We start from the raw sequence: 15,331 nt of genomic DNA, 5'->3' as shown, positions 1-15,331 counted from the left end.
TTACGCTCCTCGTCCATGAGCGCTTCCGACCAGTCCACCACGGCCACCGAGAGCCCCGCGGCCGGGGAGCCCGACGAGACCGACGGGCCCGGCGGGACCGCGACCCCCGGCGGGCCCGGGGCCGACGGGCCCGACGAGCAGCGCGGCGCGGCGGACGGGGGCGGGGGCGGGGGTGAGGAAGCCGACTCCGACTCCGACTCCGATGCCGATGCCGACTCCGATGCCGGTACCGACTCCGGATCCGTATCCGGCGAGGACGACGCCGGCGAGGACGACGAGGACGACGACGAGGACGCGGAGCTCGGCGACGGCATGACGCCCAGGCAGGCGAGGCGGCTGCGCGTGGCGGCCGCCTCGGTCCTGCTCGTGGTGATGGGCGTGGTCCTGGTGATCCGCCTCGCCAGCCGGACCTCCGTGCTCGTCGTGGGCGTCTACGGGCTCGCCATGATCCTCTGCGGGATCGTCATCGAGCTCGCCCGCAACGGGCGCACCCGGCTGGGCACCTGGCTCCTCGTGGGCGGCCTCACCGCCGCCCTCGCCTTCGACTGGCTGATCCTGCCCTGACCTTCCGGGGCGGGTCAGAGGTCGAGGACGAGCTTCCCGCCGGCGCAGCGCGAGACGCAGATCAGCATCGAGCCCGCCCGCTCCGCGTCGGTCAGGAGCTCGTCCCGGTGCTCGACCTCGCCGTCCAGCACGGTCTGCCGGCAGGTGCCGCAGAAGCCCTGCGTGCAGGAGTACATGACGTCCGGCACCTCCTCCCGGACCGCCGCCAGCACCGACTGGCCGGCGGCGACGGCCACCGTGCGCCCGGAGCGCCGGAGTTCGACCTCGAAGGGCGTGCCGCCGGCCGGTGCGACGCCCGAGAAGCGCTCCAGGCGCGGGACCCGGCCCGCCGGCATCGCGGCGGTCACCGCGTCCGTCAGCCCGTCCGGCCCGCAGCAGTAGACGGCCGTCCCGTCCGGCACGGAGCCCAGGAACGACAGGTCCGGGTAGCCGGACTCGTCCTCCGCGACCACGGTCACGCGGTCCCCGCCGAGCCGGACCAGATCCGCCAGGTACGGCATGGTGGCGCGGGACCGGCCGCAGTAGACGAGCCGCCAGTCCGCGCCCGCCGCCTCGGCGGCCCGCACCATCGGGAGGACCGGGGTGATCCCGATGCCGCCGGCGACGAAGACGTATCCGGGGGAGGGGGCCAGCGGGAAGCGGTTGCGGGGGCCCCGGATCTCGATCTCGGCGCCCTCGTGGAGCTGTTCGTGGACCTCGCGCGAGCCGCCCCGGCCGCCCCGCTCCTCCTCGACGAGCCGGGCCGCGATCCGGTAGACGTCCGCCTGGCCCGGGTCGCCGCAGAGCGAGTACTGCCGGACCTGCCCCGAGGGCAGCACCACGTCGAGGTGGGCCCCCGGCTCCCAGGACGGCAGCCGCTCGCCCTCCAGGCGGAGTTCGACGACCCCCTCCGCCGGAACGGCCCGGCCGGTGACCAGCACCCGGCGCGGGACGGTCGCCCCGCGCCCGTACCCGGAGACCGGCACCTCCAGGGACGGCAGCGGCCAGAGCGGGGCGCGCGTCATGCGGGAGCGGACCGCCCGGCGGACCAGCAGGGCGGCGCCGGCGGCGAGGGCGACGGTGGCGAACCGGGGCATCAGCGGCCTCCGTTGGCGCCGGGGGAGGCGGCCAGGTAGGCCACGGCCTGCGCGGTGTCGCCCTCCTGCGAGGGGTGGTAGGCGCGGCTCAGGTAGCGGGGGATCGAGCGCAGCATGGCCGGGGTGGACGGCAGCACGCCCTCGCGGCCCCGGCGGTAGAAGTCCGCCCAGGAGGCCTTCGGGTCGAGCAGGCTGGGGTCGTTCTCCAGGAAGAAGCGGACCCCGCGCTGCCAGAGGAAGACCAGCGCGGAGAAGGCGAGCGCCCAGGTGCGGGCGCGCCGCCGGTAGCCGCCGTCGAGGTGCATGAAGAGCTCGAAGGCGACGGCCCGGTGCTCGACCTCCTCGGCGCCGTGCCAGCGCAGCAGGTCCATCATCATCGGGTCGGCGCCGCGCCGGTCCAGCTCCTCGGCGTTGAGCACCCAGTCGCCGAGGAAGGCGGTGTAGTGCTCGATCGCGGCGATCATCGCGACCCGCTCCATCAGCCACCAGCGGCGGGCCCGGCCCGGCGGCAGCGTCCGGTCGCCGAGCAGCTTCTCGAAGAACCAGTCGACCTGCGCGGTGTACGGCGTCGGGTCGAGGCCCTGCGCGCGCAGGTGCGGCAGGACGTCGTCGTGCGCCTGCGAGTGCACGGCCTCCTGGCCGATGAAGCCGATGACGTCCTCGCGCAGCCGGTCGTCGGTGATGTACGGCAGCGCCTGCTGGTAGACGTGCACGAACCACCGCTCGCCGGCCGGGAGGAGCAGGTGCAGCACGTTGATCGTGTGCGTGGTGAAGGGGTCGCCGGGAACCCAGTGGAGCGGGGTCTCCTGCCAGTCGAAGGCGACCTTGCGGGCCTTGAGCTCGACGTGTTCCGACGCCACCGGTGCAGGCTGCGTATTAGACATGCCGTCAATGTACTGAGGGGTAAGCACGGGGAACAGAGCCGTGCACCGCCTTTTTCGCCCCGCCGCGAGACCTGCCGCCGGACCCGTCCCGGGACCCGCCCCGGGTCCGTCCCGGGGCGGTCCCGGGCCCTTCCCGGGTCCGTCCCGGGTGGGTCCCTGCTCCGTCCGGGATCCCCCTCCGGCCTGCCGCCCGCCCCTACTTCAGCGCGGGCATCCGGCGGCCGTCCTCCAGGGTGGCGCTCAGTTCCGCGCGGGCGCCCGCCTGCGCCGCCGCCGCGAGGACCGGGCCCTCGGCGCGCGCCGCCACCCCGCCCTTCACCTCCACCGAGGCCACGTCCGGGCCGCCCGCCCCGAGCACGTACCAGCCGCCGCCCGGCGCCTGCCACAGCGCCCCGGCCAGCACCCGGGGCTCCCGCTCCCCGCACGCCGGAACGTCCTGGGCGCGGGCCGCGAGCGCGGCCGGAGCCTCGGGGTCCGGCGACAGGAACTGCGCGAGGACCCGGCTGCCGGTGCCCCGCCAGGTCTCCGCCCGGGTGCACACCCAGGCCGCCCGTCCGGCGCCCTCCGGCAGCGTCTGCCGGGCGAACCGCCAGGCCCGCACCGAGCGCACGCCCTGCCCGAGGACCGTCGTCAGCTGGCACGCCGTCCGCGCCCAGACTGCCCGGGCCTCCCGGCCGGTCGCCTCGACGGCCGCGCCGGGCGCGCCCCACAGCAGCCGGGCGGGCACCAGCTCGCCGAGGTCGCCGAGGAGCCGGCTGCCCGTGTCGTCCTTCAGCTGGAGGGTGTTCCACCGCGCGCACTCCTTCGCGAGCGCGGGACTGGGCACGGCGTCGGTCACCCCGCGCGCGTCCCGGCCGAGCCGCCACGGCTCCTTGCCGGGCATCAGCAGGTCCCGCACCGAGGCGCCGGTCACCCACGGCGCGGTCAGATAGCGCACGTTCCCGGCCGCCCGGGTCACCACCACGGCGGCGGCACCGGGCCCCTCGGCGGCGTCGGTCCTGGCGAAGTCGAGGGCGGCGCCCGCCGTCCCCTCCACCGGCTCCGCGTACCGCACGATCCGCAGCCCGTCGTGGAGGAGCACCACCCGGGCCGCGTCCACCCGCCCCGCGAAGAGCAACTGGGGCGGCCCCATGGGCGGCCCGACCGGAGTGCCCGGCGTCGCCGACGACTCCACCGCCCCGCCCGGCCGCGCCCACACGGCGAGCGCCCGCCGCAGCAGCCCGGTGTCCCCGGCGAGCTCCCCGCGCGCGGGCCACACGGAGAAGTCCCGCCGCACGGCCCCCGGCCACACGCCCGCGCCGACCCGCCGCACCTTCGCCGGGTCGAGCGCGGACTCGGCGGCGGGGTTACGGGCGTAACTCGGCGCCGCAGCACCGTTTCTGCCCCATCCGTCCCCCGGCAGCCCCAGCAGCGCCCCGCACACCAGCAGGGCCACCGCCCCCACCACCGCGGCCCGCCCGTGCTGCCGCCGCCGCAGCAGGTCTCCCGGCCGGGCCTGCAGGGTGCAGGGGTCGAACTCCGCCGACTCCAGCAGCGACGCCCCGCTGAGCCGCGCCCCGCGGTGCCTCCCGTCCCGACCGTCCCCCGGACCCGTCGGACCCCCGGCGTCGGCCTCCTCCGGAGCGCCGGGGGAGCCGGGCGAGCCGGGGGAGCCGGGGAGCGGGCCGCCGCTTCGGGTCCGGCCGGGTCCGGCCTGTTCGGCGACGCGCTCGGCGCGCCCGCGGCCGCCCGCCGGCGCGGTGCGGGCGTCCGGCGGCGCGGCGGGTCCGGCCGCGGGCGCGGGCCGGGCCCCGGCCGGCGCCCCGCCCGGGGGCGGCTCGTCCTCCAGGGCGGCCAGCTCGGCGAGGGCCGACTCCGGGTCCCCTGCGCCCACCGAGGCGAGCACCCGGAGGACCTCCGCGTCGCCCTGGCGCTCCAGGCCGCGCAGCACGTACGCGGCGCGGGCCGGGGCGGAGAGGCGGGAGAGCAGCTGGTCCAGGGCGAGTTCGTCCGCGCCGCCCGCCCGGGGGAACAGCCGCAGCCCCCACACCTGCGGCAGCAGCGGCGGCAGCTGGGCGCGGCGCGGCACGGCCAGCCGGCGCAGCGGCAGTCCCGCCACCAGCGCCTGCCGCAGCACCTCGCCCCGCACGTAGGCGTACCCGGGATCCACCGCGTCCTCCGGCCGCCGGGGCTCCGGCACGGCCGGCCCCGGCACCCGCCGCCGCGGCAGGGCCCGCTGGACGAGGGCGTGCGCGGTCAGCACCCGCCGGTTGCGGCCCATCGTCGGGGGCAGGACCAGATAGGCGATGCGCACGAGGCGCGGGTAGCGCTCGACGAGGGCGGCCTCGGCCTGCTCGACGTCGACGGGGCCCACGGGCGAGGGAACGAGATCCTGGGTGCTCACGTTCAGCAGAACGAGCGATTCTTCCGATGGTCACCTTGGCGGGCGCGCGGTCCGCGTCCACCGGCCGCCCCGGCGGACGCCCCTCCGCACCCGCCGGCCGCCCGGAGAGGCGCGGCCCCTCCGCACCCGCCGGGGCCTCAGGCCGCGTACACCGTCAGGCGCTCGCGGAGCAGGCCGGTGACCTCGTCGGGGACGCCCAGGCCGTCGCGTACGTACGCCTCCATCGACCCGTGCCGCTCCGCGACCTCCTCCAGCGCCGCGTCCAGGTACCCGGGCAGGACGCCGATCATCGCGAGGACCAGGTCGGGGTCGCCCCCCTGGGCGATGAAGCCCTCGATCATCGGCGCGAACGCGTGCCGCACCGCCGGGTTCACCGCCAGGTACTCCTCCCGGAGGACCGCCTCGTCCGCGCCGAGCAGCGCCAGCACCACCGTCGCCGCCCACCCCGTGCGGTCCTTGCCCGCCGTGCAGTGGAAGAGCAGCGGTCCCGCGCCGGGCGTGCCCAGCTCGGTGAGGAGGGCGCCGTAGGAGGTGCGGGCCGAGTCGCTCGCCACGAAGGCGCGGTAGGTGGCCCGCATCGCGTCCACGATCCGGCCGCCGCCGAGGTGCCGCTCCGCGAGCGCCGGGTCGCCGAGCAGCGTCTTGAGCCGCGCGGCGGGCGGCAGCCCGCTCGCCGCCAGGTGGTCGGCGAGCACGTCCGCGACGACCGCGCGCGCCCCGTCCGGCAGCCGGTCGGGCCGGTCGGCCCGCTCGGCGGCGGTCCGCAGGTCGACGACGGTGCGGATCTTCAGCCCGGCCACGGCCTCCTCCTCCGGCTCCAGCCGGTCGAGCTGCGCCGACCGCAGCACGAGTCCGGACCGTACGGAACGCCCCTCGCCCAGCGGCAGACCGCCGAGGTCCCGCAGGTTGGCGACGGAGGCGGCGGGTATCGCGGCCATGGACGCGGCTCCTCCCGTTGCGTGGCTCTCCCCCGACGGTAAGGGCCCCGCCCCGACTCGGCACCACAAGCCCGCCCCGCGGCCCGCCCCGCGGCCGGAGACCACCCCGCCCCCCACGGCGCCGAGCCCACCGGAACCACCCGCCCACCGGAACCGCCCGCCCGTCCGCCCGCCCGGCCACCTGTCGGGGCCGCGTTCCGACCACCCGCCGGAACCGCCTGCCCCACCCGCCCGCCGGAACCGCGCACCCCGCCCGGAAGTCCGCCGGAACCGCCTCTCCCGCCCGCCCGAACCGCCCCTCCCGTCCGCCCCGTCACCCGGCGGACCGGTTCGTCCCGGCCGTTCGGGAGGCCCGGAAAGCAGTCCGTTCCGTACCACCGGGAGGCGCTCTGTCCCCGGTCGGCCGCGGGTGGCACCATGACCCCGATGACGCACACCCGGTCGCCTCTGCGCGCCCTGAGAGCCGCCCTGTTCGCGGTCGTGTGCGTCGCACTGGCGGCGGTGGGGCATTCGTCCATGTCTGCGCACTCGCTCGACCCGCTCGGCGTCCTCGTCGCCCTGGCCGCCACGGGCGGCGTCGCCTGGTGCGCGGCCGGCCGCCGCCGCGGCCCCGCCGCCTGCGCGGGCGGCACCCTCGTCGCCCAGGGCGTCCTCCACCTGGCCTTCTCCCTGACCGGCGCCCACTCCCCGGCCGCCGGCCCGGCGGCCGCCACGGCCCACCCGGCCGCGCACGGGGGACACGCGGCGCAGGCGGCGCACGGCGGCCCCGCAGACCCGTCGGACGCCGTCGCCGCCGGCGACGGCCTGGCCGCGCTCCTCGGTCCCGTCGCCGGCGGCGGACCCGGGATGCTCGCCGTCCACCTCCTGGCCGCGCTGGTCTGCGGGCTGTGGCTGGCGCGCGGCGAGGCCGCCTTCTTCGCGCTCGCGGAGGCCGCGCTCACCCCGCTGCGGCACCTCCTCGCCGTCCCGCTCGGCCCCCTCGCGGCCCCCGCCGACCCGTGCCGCCCGGTGCGCCGGCCGCGCCGGAACGCCCGGCGCCCGCACGTCGTCGTCCTCGCGCACGTCCTCTCCCGGCGCGGCCCGCCCCGGCCGCCCGTTCCCCGCGCCACGGTCCTCGGTCCGCTCGTCTGACGCCGCCGGGGGCCGCTTCCCCCTGCCCGACGGCAGACCCCTCACGAGACTCCGAGGACAGTCATGACCATCGACGATCCCGCACGCCCCGGCACCCCCGAGGCCGACGGACCGCCCACCGCGACGGCCACCGAAACGGCCGACGGACCGCCCACCGAAACGCCCGACGAAGCAGCCGGCGGACCGGCCACCGCGACGGCCACCGCGACGCCCGCCGCCCCGCGCCGCCCCGGCGCCTGGGCCGCCCTGCGGCCCCTCCTGCTCCGGCTCCACTTCACCGCCGGCCTCCTCACCGCCCCCTTCCTCCTCGTCGCCGCGCTCAGCGGCCTGCTCTACGCCCTCTCCTACCAGGCGGAGAAGGTCGTCTACGCGCACGAGCTGGAGGTTCCGGTCGGCGACCGGGTCCTCCCGCTGGACCGCCAGATCGGCATCGCCCGCGAGGCGAACCCGGCCGGCACCGTCACCGCCGTCTGGCCGGGCGCCGAACCGGGCGCGACCACCCGCGTCCTGATGGCCGACCCCGAGGCGCCCGAGGGCACCTCGCTGGCCGTCTTCGTCGACCCGTACACCGGCGAGGTGCGCGGGGAGCTGCCGAGCTACGGCAGCAGCGGCGCCCTGCCGCTGCGCACCTGGATCGACGGACTCCACCGGGACCTGCACCTCGGTGAGCCCGGCCGGATCTACAGTGAACTCGCCGCCAGCTGGCTGGGGGTGCTGGTCCTCGGCGGTCTGGTCCTCTGGTTCGCCCGGCGCCGCACCCGGCGGCGCGCGCTGCTGCTCCCCGAGGGCGGCCCGAAGTCCCGCCGCCGCACCCTCTCCTGGCACGGCTCCGTCGGTCTGTGGGCGGCGCTCGGCCTGCTGCTGCTCTCCGCGACCGGCCTGACCTGGTCGCGGTACGCCGGCGAGAACATCGGCATCCTCCAGGACCGGCTCGGCGGCGCCACCCCCGCCCTCTCGGCGGGTGCCGCCGGGGGAGCGGGCGGCGAGCACGCGGGCCACGGCACCGGCCACCAGCCCGCCGACCCCGCCCCCGCCACCGCCGACATCGGCGTCGACCGGGCCGTCGCGGCCGCCCGCGCCGCCGGTCTCGACAGCTCCTGGATAGCCGTCACCCTGCCCTCCGAGGGCAGTGGTTACGTGGTGAAGGAGACCGACAAGCAGTTCCCGCTCGCACTGGACCAGGTCGCGGTGGACCCGGCCGACGGCACCGTCCTCGACCTGCTCGCCTTCGACGAGTACCCGCTCCTCGCGAAGCTGACCCGCATCGGCATCGACGCCCACATGGGCGTCTTCCTGGGCCTGTTCAACCAGCTGGTCCTCGCGGCCCTCGCCCTCGCGCTGTCCCTGATGATCCTCTGGGGCTACCGCATGTGGTGGCTGCGCCGGCCGCGCCGCCCGGTGGGCCGGGGCGCCTGGCGGAAGGTGCCGGTGACGCTGCTGCTGCCGCTCGCCGCGGCGACCGCGCTCGTCGGCTGGTCCGTCCCGCTGCTCGGCGCCGGCCTGCTGGTGCTCCTCGCCGCCGAGGCCGTCCTCGCCCTGGTGGCCAGGGCGAGGACGCGGCGGAGCACCGCCTCCTAGGAGGCGGTCAGGGCAGGTACTTGTAGCCGACCCGCCGCACGGTCTGGATCGTGTGGCGGTGCGCGGCTCCCAGCTTGCGGCGGAGCCGGGCGACGTGGACGTCGACCGTGCGCCCGTCGCCCACGTGCCCGTACCCCCACACCGTCTGCACCAGCTGGTCGCGGGTGTGGACCCGGTGCGGGTGGGCCACCAGATGGGCGAGGAGCTCGAACTCCAGGTAGGTCAGGTCGAGCGCCCGCCCGTCGACGGTGGCGATCCGCCGCTCGGCGTCGATGCCGACCGGCCCCTCGGCGGCGGCCCCGGGTTCGGGCTCGGGCGCGGGCGGCTGCTGGTCGGCGGGGAGCAGCACCAGGTAGCCGACCATCGGCGGCCGGCCCGGCAGGACGGGAAGGGCGTGCGGGGGCGCCGGCAGCAGCGTGGCGCCCGGCGGCAGGAAGTCGGCGACCCGGGCCAGCCCGGCGACCTCGTCGGGGGCGACGGCGCGCAGCCGGGGACGGGGAGCGGCAAGCGGGGTGGCGGCAGCCTGGGTGTGGGCCATGAGGACTCAGCTCTCTCGCGCGAGGTGCGGACGGACCGTTCGTGGTCGTACGTCATGCGTCGTGCGCGTCGGCCGAAGGCCGGGGACCGGAATCCGCCCGGTCGGGGCTTTAGAGGGCCGACGCGTTCCTCACGCGCCGACAGCACCGGTCGAAGTCGTGGTGCTGACGGGAAGGCCAGAACGGCTCGAGGTCGTGGCGACCCCGCGCGCTGTCGTTCCGCTCCATGCTGGCCATATCCCTATTAAACCAGGAGGGAAGGGCTCCGGGCAGCCCCGGAACGCCCAAAACCGTTGTCGCGCATCCCACATGACGGAAGGGGCGCCCACCGTGCGGAACGGTGGGCGCCCCTTCGCGGGACGTGCGTCAGCGGGTCGCTCAGACCTGGCCGGCCTTGGCCAGGGCCTCGCAGCAGGTGTCCACGATCAGGCGGGTCACCACGTACGGGTCCACGTTGGCGTTGGGGCGGCGGTCCTCGATGTAGCCCTTCCGGTCCTGCTCGACCTGCCACGGGATGCGGACCGAGGCGCCGCGGTCCGAGACGCCGTAGGAGTACTGGTCCCACGGGGCGGTCTCGTGCAGGCCCGTCAGGCGGTCGTCGATGCCGGCGCCGTAGTTCTTGACGTGGTCGAGCGGCTTCGAGCCCTCGCCCAGCGCCTCGCAGGCGGTGATGATCGCGTCGTAGCCCTCGCGCATCGCCTTGGTGGAGAAGTTGGTGTGCGCGCCGGCGCCGTTCCAGTCGCCCTTCACCGGCTTCGGGTCCAGCGTCGCGGAGACGTTGAAGTCCTCGGCCGTGCGGTACAGCAGCCAGCGGGCGATCCACAGCTGGTCGGAGACCTCCAGCGGCGCCAGCGGGCCGACCTGGAACTCCCACTGGCCGGGCATGACCTCGGCGTTGATGCCGGAGATGCCCAGGCCCGCCTTGAGGCAGTTCTCCAGGTGCGCCTCGACGATCGGACGGCCGTGGATCTCGTCCACGCCGACGCCGCAGTAGTAACCGCCCTGCGGGGCCGGGAAGCCGTTGACCGGGAAGCCGAGCGGGCGGGTGCCCTCGAAGAAGGTGTACTCCTGCTCGATGCCGAAGATCGACTCCTGGGCGGCGTACTTGGTGGCGACCTCGACCAGCGCGGCGCGGGTGTTGGAGGAGTGCGGGGTCATGTCCGTGTTGAGGACCTCGCACAGCACCAGGATGTCGTCGCCGCCGCGGATCGGGTCCGGGCAGGAGAAGACCGGCTTGAGGACGCGGTCCGACGCGTGACCCTCGGCCTGGTTGGTGCTGGAACCGTCGAAGCCCCAGATCGGCAGCTCCGCCAGCGGCAGGACCTCGCCCGCGATGATCTTCGTCTTCGAGCGAAGCTTCGCGGTCGGCTCGGTGCCGTCGATCCAGATGTACTCAGCCTTGAAGGTCACGGGGTCATCCTTAGGGCGTGGCGTGCTGCTGCGGGTGTCCGCGGCGGCTCGCGGCGCTGCGAGAAGCTGCGGTGTCGGCCCCGGACGCCCGGCCGGTGCCCGGCCTGCCGTCTGGAGCCTTTCGTCTGACCGCAGCTTCGCAACACGGGATTTCCCTTCGGTTGCCCGTTTGTGAACCCCGTGTTACTCAGCCTTCCTGTCTTTTCCTCCGGGCCTGTGCGAGACCGTGCGCGTCGAGCAGCTCGCCGAAGCCGGCCGCGCGGATGCGCCGGACCAGCTCCTCGGGCGCGGTCCCCAGGGCCTCCGCGGCACGGCCGACGTGCCAGTCGCAGGAGGCCAGCCGGCGGAGCAGGTACCCCCGCCTGACCTGGGCGTCCGAGAGCCGGAAGGTCTTCAGATAGGCCGTGCGGCCCTTGTGGTCGGTGATCAGCTCCCCGATGTGCTGCTCCCGTCCGTCCCGCAGGAACGGCGGCAGGAACCGGTACAGCGCGAACGACCCCATCCGGTACACCCGCTCGAAGGCGTACGGCGTCTCCAGCAGGTCCCGCGCCATCAGCCCGTCGTGCGCCTCCGCCCAGCGCCGCTCCTGCTCGCGGGCGGCCGCCCGCAGGTCCGCGAGGTTCCGGATGCCGCCGGCGCCGTCCCGGATCCGGGCGGTGAAGTCGGGCACCGGGGCGCCGTAGTGGGCGTACTGGTGCACCTGCTCGCCGTACAGGTCCTCCACCAGCGTCGGGTGCAGCAGCCGGTAGTCCTCCGGGTGCGGGACGACGAAGGCACCGGCCAGCGCGTCCGCCGCGTACACCAGCACCCCGCACTGGCCCGGGTGCAGCTCGAAGATCCGCAGCGCCTCCGCGAGCCCCGGCACCTCCACCCCGGCGTACGCCGCCTCCGCCCGCGGCGAAAGGCCCCGGCGCAGCGCGTCGCGCGACCACTCCTCCCACAGCACCGGCGGCCCGCCGAAGTGCAGCGACAGATAGCCGTCCAGGGCGAGGTGGAGCGGCAGGAACCGCAGCCGCCGCTCGCCCCGGCGCCGCTTGGCGAACCGGTGGTGCGGGGCCCGCAGCGGCACGGTGGCCGGCGGCCCGTCCCCGAGCCGGGTCCCGTAGACCGCCTCCTCCCGGTCCGTCCCCGACCAGTCCGCGACGAAGCCGTGCGGGATGTAGGAGGTGTAGACGGTGCCGTCGCCGGCGTCCACGGACGAGGGCGCCGAGAGGTGCGAGACGTACCCGCCGTCCCGGCCCCCGCCGTCCCGGCGGACCCCGCTCCCGTACGCCTCCCGGTGCAGCCGCAGCCCCCCGACCGGCTCGGCCCGCACCAGCGGCACCAGCCGCACCCCGCCCCACACCTGCGCGGGCCGCACGCCGAGCCCCGTCAGATCGATCCGCGTCACGCCTTCTCCCCCTCGCCGTGTCCCGCGAGGAAGTCCGCCACCCGCCGGTCCAGATAGGTCCGCAGCTCGGTCAGCCCGGTCCGCCCCTCGGCGAACCCGGCGATCTCCACCAGGGCCGGCAGGTCCTCCGCGTCCCGGATGCCGACCGCGGGCACCGAGGGCCCCAGCCGGCGCACGTCGAACACGCCCGCGTCGTATACGGGGTTCACGTGCACCGCGGCCGTCCGCCGCTCCGGATCCAGCCGCGACCGCCACACCCGCAGCACCTCGCCCGCGAGCCCCGGAGGCGCGTTGTCCCAGCCGTCCGAGACGATCACCAGCCGCTCCGGCCCGCCGTCGAGCGCGTCGAGGATCCGCAGCCCCAGCGGCGTGGGCCCGTCCGGTCTGACCAGCAGCGGATCCGTACCGCCCGAGGTCCACAGCCCGGTGTACGCCCCCGGGGCCGCCAGCGCCTCCAGCAGGAAGTGGCAGCCGAGCGCCACGGCCAGCGGCCGGCGCCGCTTCACCGCCGAACCCGACGACGAGAAGCTGTCGTCGAGCACCGCCGCGACCCGCCCCCAGCTCCCCGCGTACGGCCCCGCCGCCCGCAGCGCCGCCGCGCGCAGCGCCCCGGTCAGCTCGCCCCGCCGCTCCGCCCGCTCCGCGAACGGCAGCGCCAGCACGTGGAGCGCCAGCCGGGTCAGCGGCATCCCGCGCAGGTCGGCGCCCGGTCCGGCGGTCCGCGTGGTGCGCAGCCGCTCCAGCCGGGTCATGCGGGGCGCGATCCGCTCCAGGAACACCTTCCGGTCCACCCCGTGGCGCGCCGCGAACCCCTCCGCGACGCTGAACGGCAGCGCGTACACCGCGCTCTCGTCGTAGTGCGCCCGCCGGTACGCCTCCAGGGTCGGGTTCCCGTACCGGACCCGCTTCCCCGGCGCGAAGAGGAAGTCGCCCGTCTCGGCGTCGGCGGGCGGCAGGTGCGCGTGGCGGAGGGCGCCCTTCACCCCGCTGCGGTACTTCACGGCGTCCAGCGCCGGATCCGGCCGCGCGGCCAGCCACTCCCGCACGATCGCGCGGGTGCGCCGGTTGTTGACCCCGGCCTCCCGCAGCCGCCCGAAGAGCCGGTACACCCGCTGCGGCGCCATCCGCGCCAGCCGGGCCGCGACCAGCCGCCCCTCCCCGTCCCCGGCCTCGCCCGGCGTCCGCAGCAGCTGCTCGACGACGAGCGCGGCGTTGTGGTCGTTGATGTCGAGCGCGAGGCAGGAGGCGTACAGCGGGCGGTAGTTGACCCGCACGTACTCGTGCAGGAAGCCGAGCGACAGACGCTGCTCGGCGGCCGAGGAGCGGAACTCCCGCTGTCCGGTGGCGGTCACGGCCGCGTTGACGAACAGCAGCACGTCCTCCGCGGCGACGAGCTCGGACACGGCGTCCCCCTTCTCCGCGTGTCGGCGTGCCGGCCGGGGAGAGGGAGCACGATCAGCGAAGACGTTGCTTTACGAGGCAGGTTCCGGAAGTCGTACCGAAGTCCCGCGGCCGGCACCCGAGCACGCTAACACCGGCCCGGGGGAGCGGTGCCACCGATATACGGCGCACCCCGGCCCGCGGCCCGGGCACCGGGTGCGAAGGCGCGTCCCGGACCCGGCAGACTGGTCCCATGGCGATCCTCCCCGCGCACCAGCGCCCCCGCATCGGTCTCGTCGGCACCGGCCCCTGGGCCGCCCGCACCCACGCCCCGGCGATCGCCGCCCACGCGGGGGTCGACTTCGCCGGCGTCTGGGGCCGGCGCCCGGAGGCGGCCGCCGCGCTCGCCGAGGCCTCCGGCACGCGCGCCTACGAGGACCTCGACGACCTCCTCGCCGAGTGCGACGCCGTGGCGGTGGCGCTCCCGCCGGACGTCCAGGCCGAGGTCGCCGTCCGCGCCGCCCGGGCCGGCCGCCACCTCCTCCTCGACAAGCCGCTGGCGACCACGGTCGGCGCGGCCCGCGAGGTCGCGGAGGCGGCGGAGGGGGCGGGCGTCGCCTCGGTCGTCTTCTGCACCCTGCGCTTCGCCCCGGAGACCGCCCGCTGGATCGAGGAGCGGCGGGCCGAGGGCGGCTGGTACGTCGGCGAGGCCCGCTGGCTCGGCTCCCTCTACGGCCCCGGCTCCGCCAGCCCCTACGCGGAGTCGCCGTGGCGGCGCGAGAAGGGCGGGCTGTGGGACGTGGGCCCGCACGTCCTCTCCGTGCTCCTGCCGATCCTCGGCGAGGTGACGTCCCTGACGGCGGCGAGGGGCCCGGAGGACACCCACCACCTGATCCTCCGCCACGCCTCGGGCGCGAGCAGCACGGCGACCCTGACCCTCGGCGCCCCGCCCGCGGCGGCCGGCGCGGCGATCACCCTGCACGGCACCGCGGGCCGCGCCGAGCTGCCGGCGTGGAACGGCGCGACGGAGGCGTACGGCCACGCCGTCGACGCCCTCCTCGCCGCCGCCCGCACCGGCACCCCCGACCCCTGCGACGCCCGCTTCGCCCTCCGCCTCACCGAGCTCCTCACCGAGGCGGAGGCCCGGGCGGCCGGCGCCTGAGGCGCCTGAGCCCCTCCCGCCCCGCTCCCGCCCTCCCGGCCCCGCCCTCGCGCTACTTCCGCCCGAGGGCGTCCCGCACGGCCTCCTCCGACCGCGCGACGACGGCGCTGCCGTCGTCGGCGGTGATGATCGGCCGCTGGATCAGCTTCGGGTGGGCGCGGAGCGCCTCGATCCACCGCTCCCGGTCCTGCGCCGTCCGGCCCCACTCCTTCACGCCGAGCTCCTTCGCCTCGGCCTCCCCGGTCCGCGTGATGTCCCACGGCTCCAGCTCCAGCCGGCCGAGCACGGCCCGGATCTCCTCCGCGGAGGGCACGTCCTCCAGGTACTTCCGGACGGTGTAACCGGCCCCTTCCGCGTCGAGCAGGGTGAGGGCGCCACGGCACTTGGAACAGGCGGGATTGATCCAGATCTCCATCCCCCCAAATTACCCCCGGACCCCGTCCGACCAGGTCCGATTGTCAGTGGTAGCGCCTAAAATGGGAGTCGAAGGCAAGGGCCCCGGGGAGGGCCCCCGCCACCGTTCGCCAGGAGGTAGCCCATGGCAACTGCCGTGATCCGCAGGCCGTCCATCGAACCCTTCACGCCGCTCCTGAAGAAGCCCCTCCCGGCCGGCCGCCCGCGCGAGTGGTACGTCGTCCACAACCGCCGCCTCAAGGCCATGCGGCTCGCGATCGCCCTGCTCGACACCGGGGTCTACGTCCCCTCGAAGGCCACCGACGCGACCATCCGCACCATGGCCGCCCGCATAGGCATCCACCCCCCGTCGGACACCACCTGCCGCCTGGTCCGCACCTTCATCCGCCAGAACCGCTGACCCGCCCGGCACGGCGCTGACGCGGCGCGCGAGCCGTCCCGCCGCCCCGGTGCCTCCGGGGCGGCGGTCGCGTTCCCGGCGGGGA

General features: G+C 76.3%; 14 protein-coding genes. 5 read left to right on the top strand and 9 right to left on the bottom strand.

Features of this window, described 5'->3' with window-relative positions:
* Positions 1–15 precede the first annotated feature (15 nt).
* Positions 16–564 carry a hypothetical protein gene (locus IE287_RS19160; protein ID WP_189850296.1) on the top strand — a complete coding sequence of 183 codons (549 nt, stop codon included), beginning with the start codon at positions 16–18 and terminating at the stop codon, positions 562–564.
* 14 nt (positions 565–578) lie between these two features.
* On the opposite strand, the gene IE287_RS19155 is transcribed toward IE287_RS19160, so the two are convergent.
* The 4 genes from IE287_RS19155 to IE287_RS19140 all read right to left on the bottom strand — a co-directional run bounded on the left by IE287_RS19155 (position 579) and on the right by IE287_RS19140 (position 5,845).
* Positions 579–1,640: a PDR/VanB family oxidoreductase gene (locus IE287_RS19155; RefSeq protein ID WP_189850295.1), complete on the bottom strand. Its 1,062-nt coding sequence runs from the start codon at positions 1,638–1,640 to the stop codon at positions 579–581.
* Positions 1,640–2,524, bottom strand: a complete 885-nt coding sequence (locus IE287_RS19150; protein ID WP_189850294.1) for a metal-dependent hydrolase — start codon at positions 2,522–2,524, stop codon at positions 1,640–1,642. Before IE287_RS19150 ends, IE287_RS19155 begins: the two co-directional genes overlap by 1 nt.
* Before the next feature lie 196 nt (positions 2,525–2,720).
* Positions 2,721–4,907, bottom strand: a complete 2,187-nt coding sequence (locus IE287_RS19145; protein ID WP_229883576.1) for a hypothetical protein — start codon at positions 4,905–4,907, stop codon at positions 2,721–2,723.
* Between the two features lie 137 nt (positions 4,908–5,044).
* Positions 5,045–5,845 carry a tyrosine-protein phosphatase gene (locus IE287_RS19140; protein WP_189850293.1) on the bottom strand — a complete coding sequence of 267 codons (801 nt, stop codon included), beginning with the start codon at positions 5,843–5,845 and terminating at the stop codon, positions 5,045–5,047.
* 516 nt (positions 5,846–6,361) lie between these two features.
* Between IE287_RS19140 and IE287_RS19135 the strand changes: the two genes are divergently transcribed.
* Together IE287_RS19135 and IE287_RS19130 are read left to right on the top strand one after the other, a co-directional pair.
* A complete protein-coding gene (locus tag IE287_RS19135; protein ID WP_229883575.1) occupies positions 6,362–6,976 on the top strand; it encodes a hypothetical protein in 615 nt (204 codons plus the stop codon).
* Positions 6,977–7,039: 63 nt separating this feature from the next.
* The gene (locus IE287_RS19130; RefSeq protein ID WP_189850291.1) at positions 7,040–8,554 is read left to right on the top strand and encodes a PepSY-associated TM helix domain-containing protein; all 1,515 of its coding nucleotides are present in this window, start codon (positions 7,040–7,042) and stop codon (positions 8,552–8,554) included.
* Positions 8,555–8,561: 7 nt separating this feature from the next.
* On the opposite strand, the gene IE287_RS19125 is transcribed toward IE287_RS19130, so the two are convergent.
* From IE287_RS19125 to IE287_RS19110, 4 genes are all read right to left on the bottom strand, one after another.
* Positions 8,562–9,092, bottom strand: coding sequence for a winged helix-turn-helix domain-containing protein (locus tag IE287_RS19125; protein ID WP_189850290.1), 531 nt, complete (start codon positions 9,090–9,092; stop codon positions 8,562–8,564).
* A 376-nt stretch (positions 9,093–9,468) separates the two neighbouring features.
* Entirely contained in the window at positions 9,469–10,500 is a 1,032-nt protein-coding gene (glnII, locus tag IE287_RS19120) for a glutamine synthetase (protein ID WP_189850289.1), read from the bottom strand.
* Between the two features lie 187 nt (positions 10,501–10,687).
* Entirely contained in the window at positions 10,688–11,890 is a 1,203-nt protein-coding gene (locus tag IE287_RS19115) for an ARPP-2 domain-containing protein (RefSeq protein WP_189850288.1), read from the bottom strand.
* Positions 11,887–13,293: a hypothetical protein gene (locus IE287_RS19110; RefSeq protein ID WP_189850287.1), complete on the bottom strand. Its 1,407-nt coding sequence runs from the start codon at positions 13,291–13,293 to the stop codon at positions 11,887–11,889. The genes IE287_RS19115 and IE287_RS19110 overlap by 4 nt, the downstream gene beginning before the upstream one ends.
* A gap of 230 nt (positions 13,294–13,523) precedes the next feature.
* On the opposite strand from IE287_RS19110, the gene IE287_RS19105 reads away from it, so the two are divergent.
* A complete protein-coding gene (locus IE287_RS19105; RefSeq protein WP_189850286.1) occupies positions 13,524–14,432 on the top strand; it encodes a Gfo/Idh/MocA family protein in 909 nt (302 codons plus the stop codon).
* A gap of 52 nt (positions 14,433–14,484) precedes the next feature.
* On the opposite strand, the gene IE287_RS19100 is transcribed toward IE287_RS19105, so the two are convergent.
* Complete coding sequence (locus IE287_RS19100; protein WP_189850285.1) at positions 14,485–14,847, bottom strand: ArsC/Spx/MgsR family protein; 363 nt, start codon at positions 14,845–14,847, stop codon at positions 14,485–14,487.
* A 123-nt stretch (positions 14,848–14,970) separates the two neighbouring features.
* Here IE287_RS19100 and IE287_RS19095 point away from each other — a divergent pair, with 123 nt between their 5' ends.
* Positions 14,971–15,246, top strand: coding sequence for a hypothetical protein (locus IE287_RS19095; protein ID WP_189850284.1), 276 nt, complete (start codon positions 14,971–14,973; stop codon positions 15,244–15,246).
* Positions 15,247–15,331 lie beyond the last annotated feature (85 nt).

It is taken from the genome of Streptomyces omiyaensis, assembly GCF_014650895.1.
In the GTDB taxonomy this organism is placed as follows: domain Bacteria; phylum Actinomycetota; class Actinomycetes; order Streptomycetales; family Streptomycetaceae; genus Streptomyces; species Streptomyces omiyaensis.
This window is presented reverse-complemented; position numbering and strand designations above follow the sequence as displayed.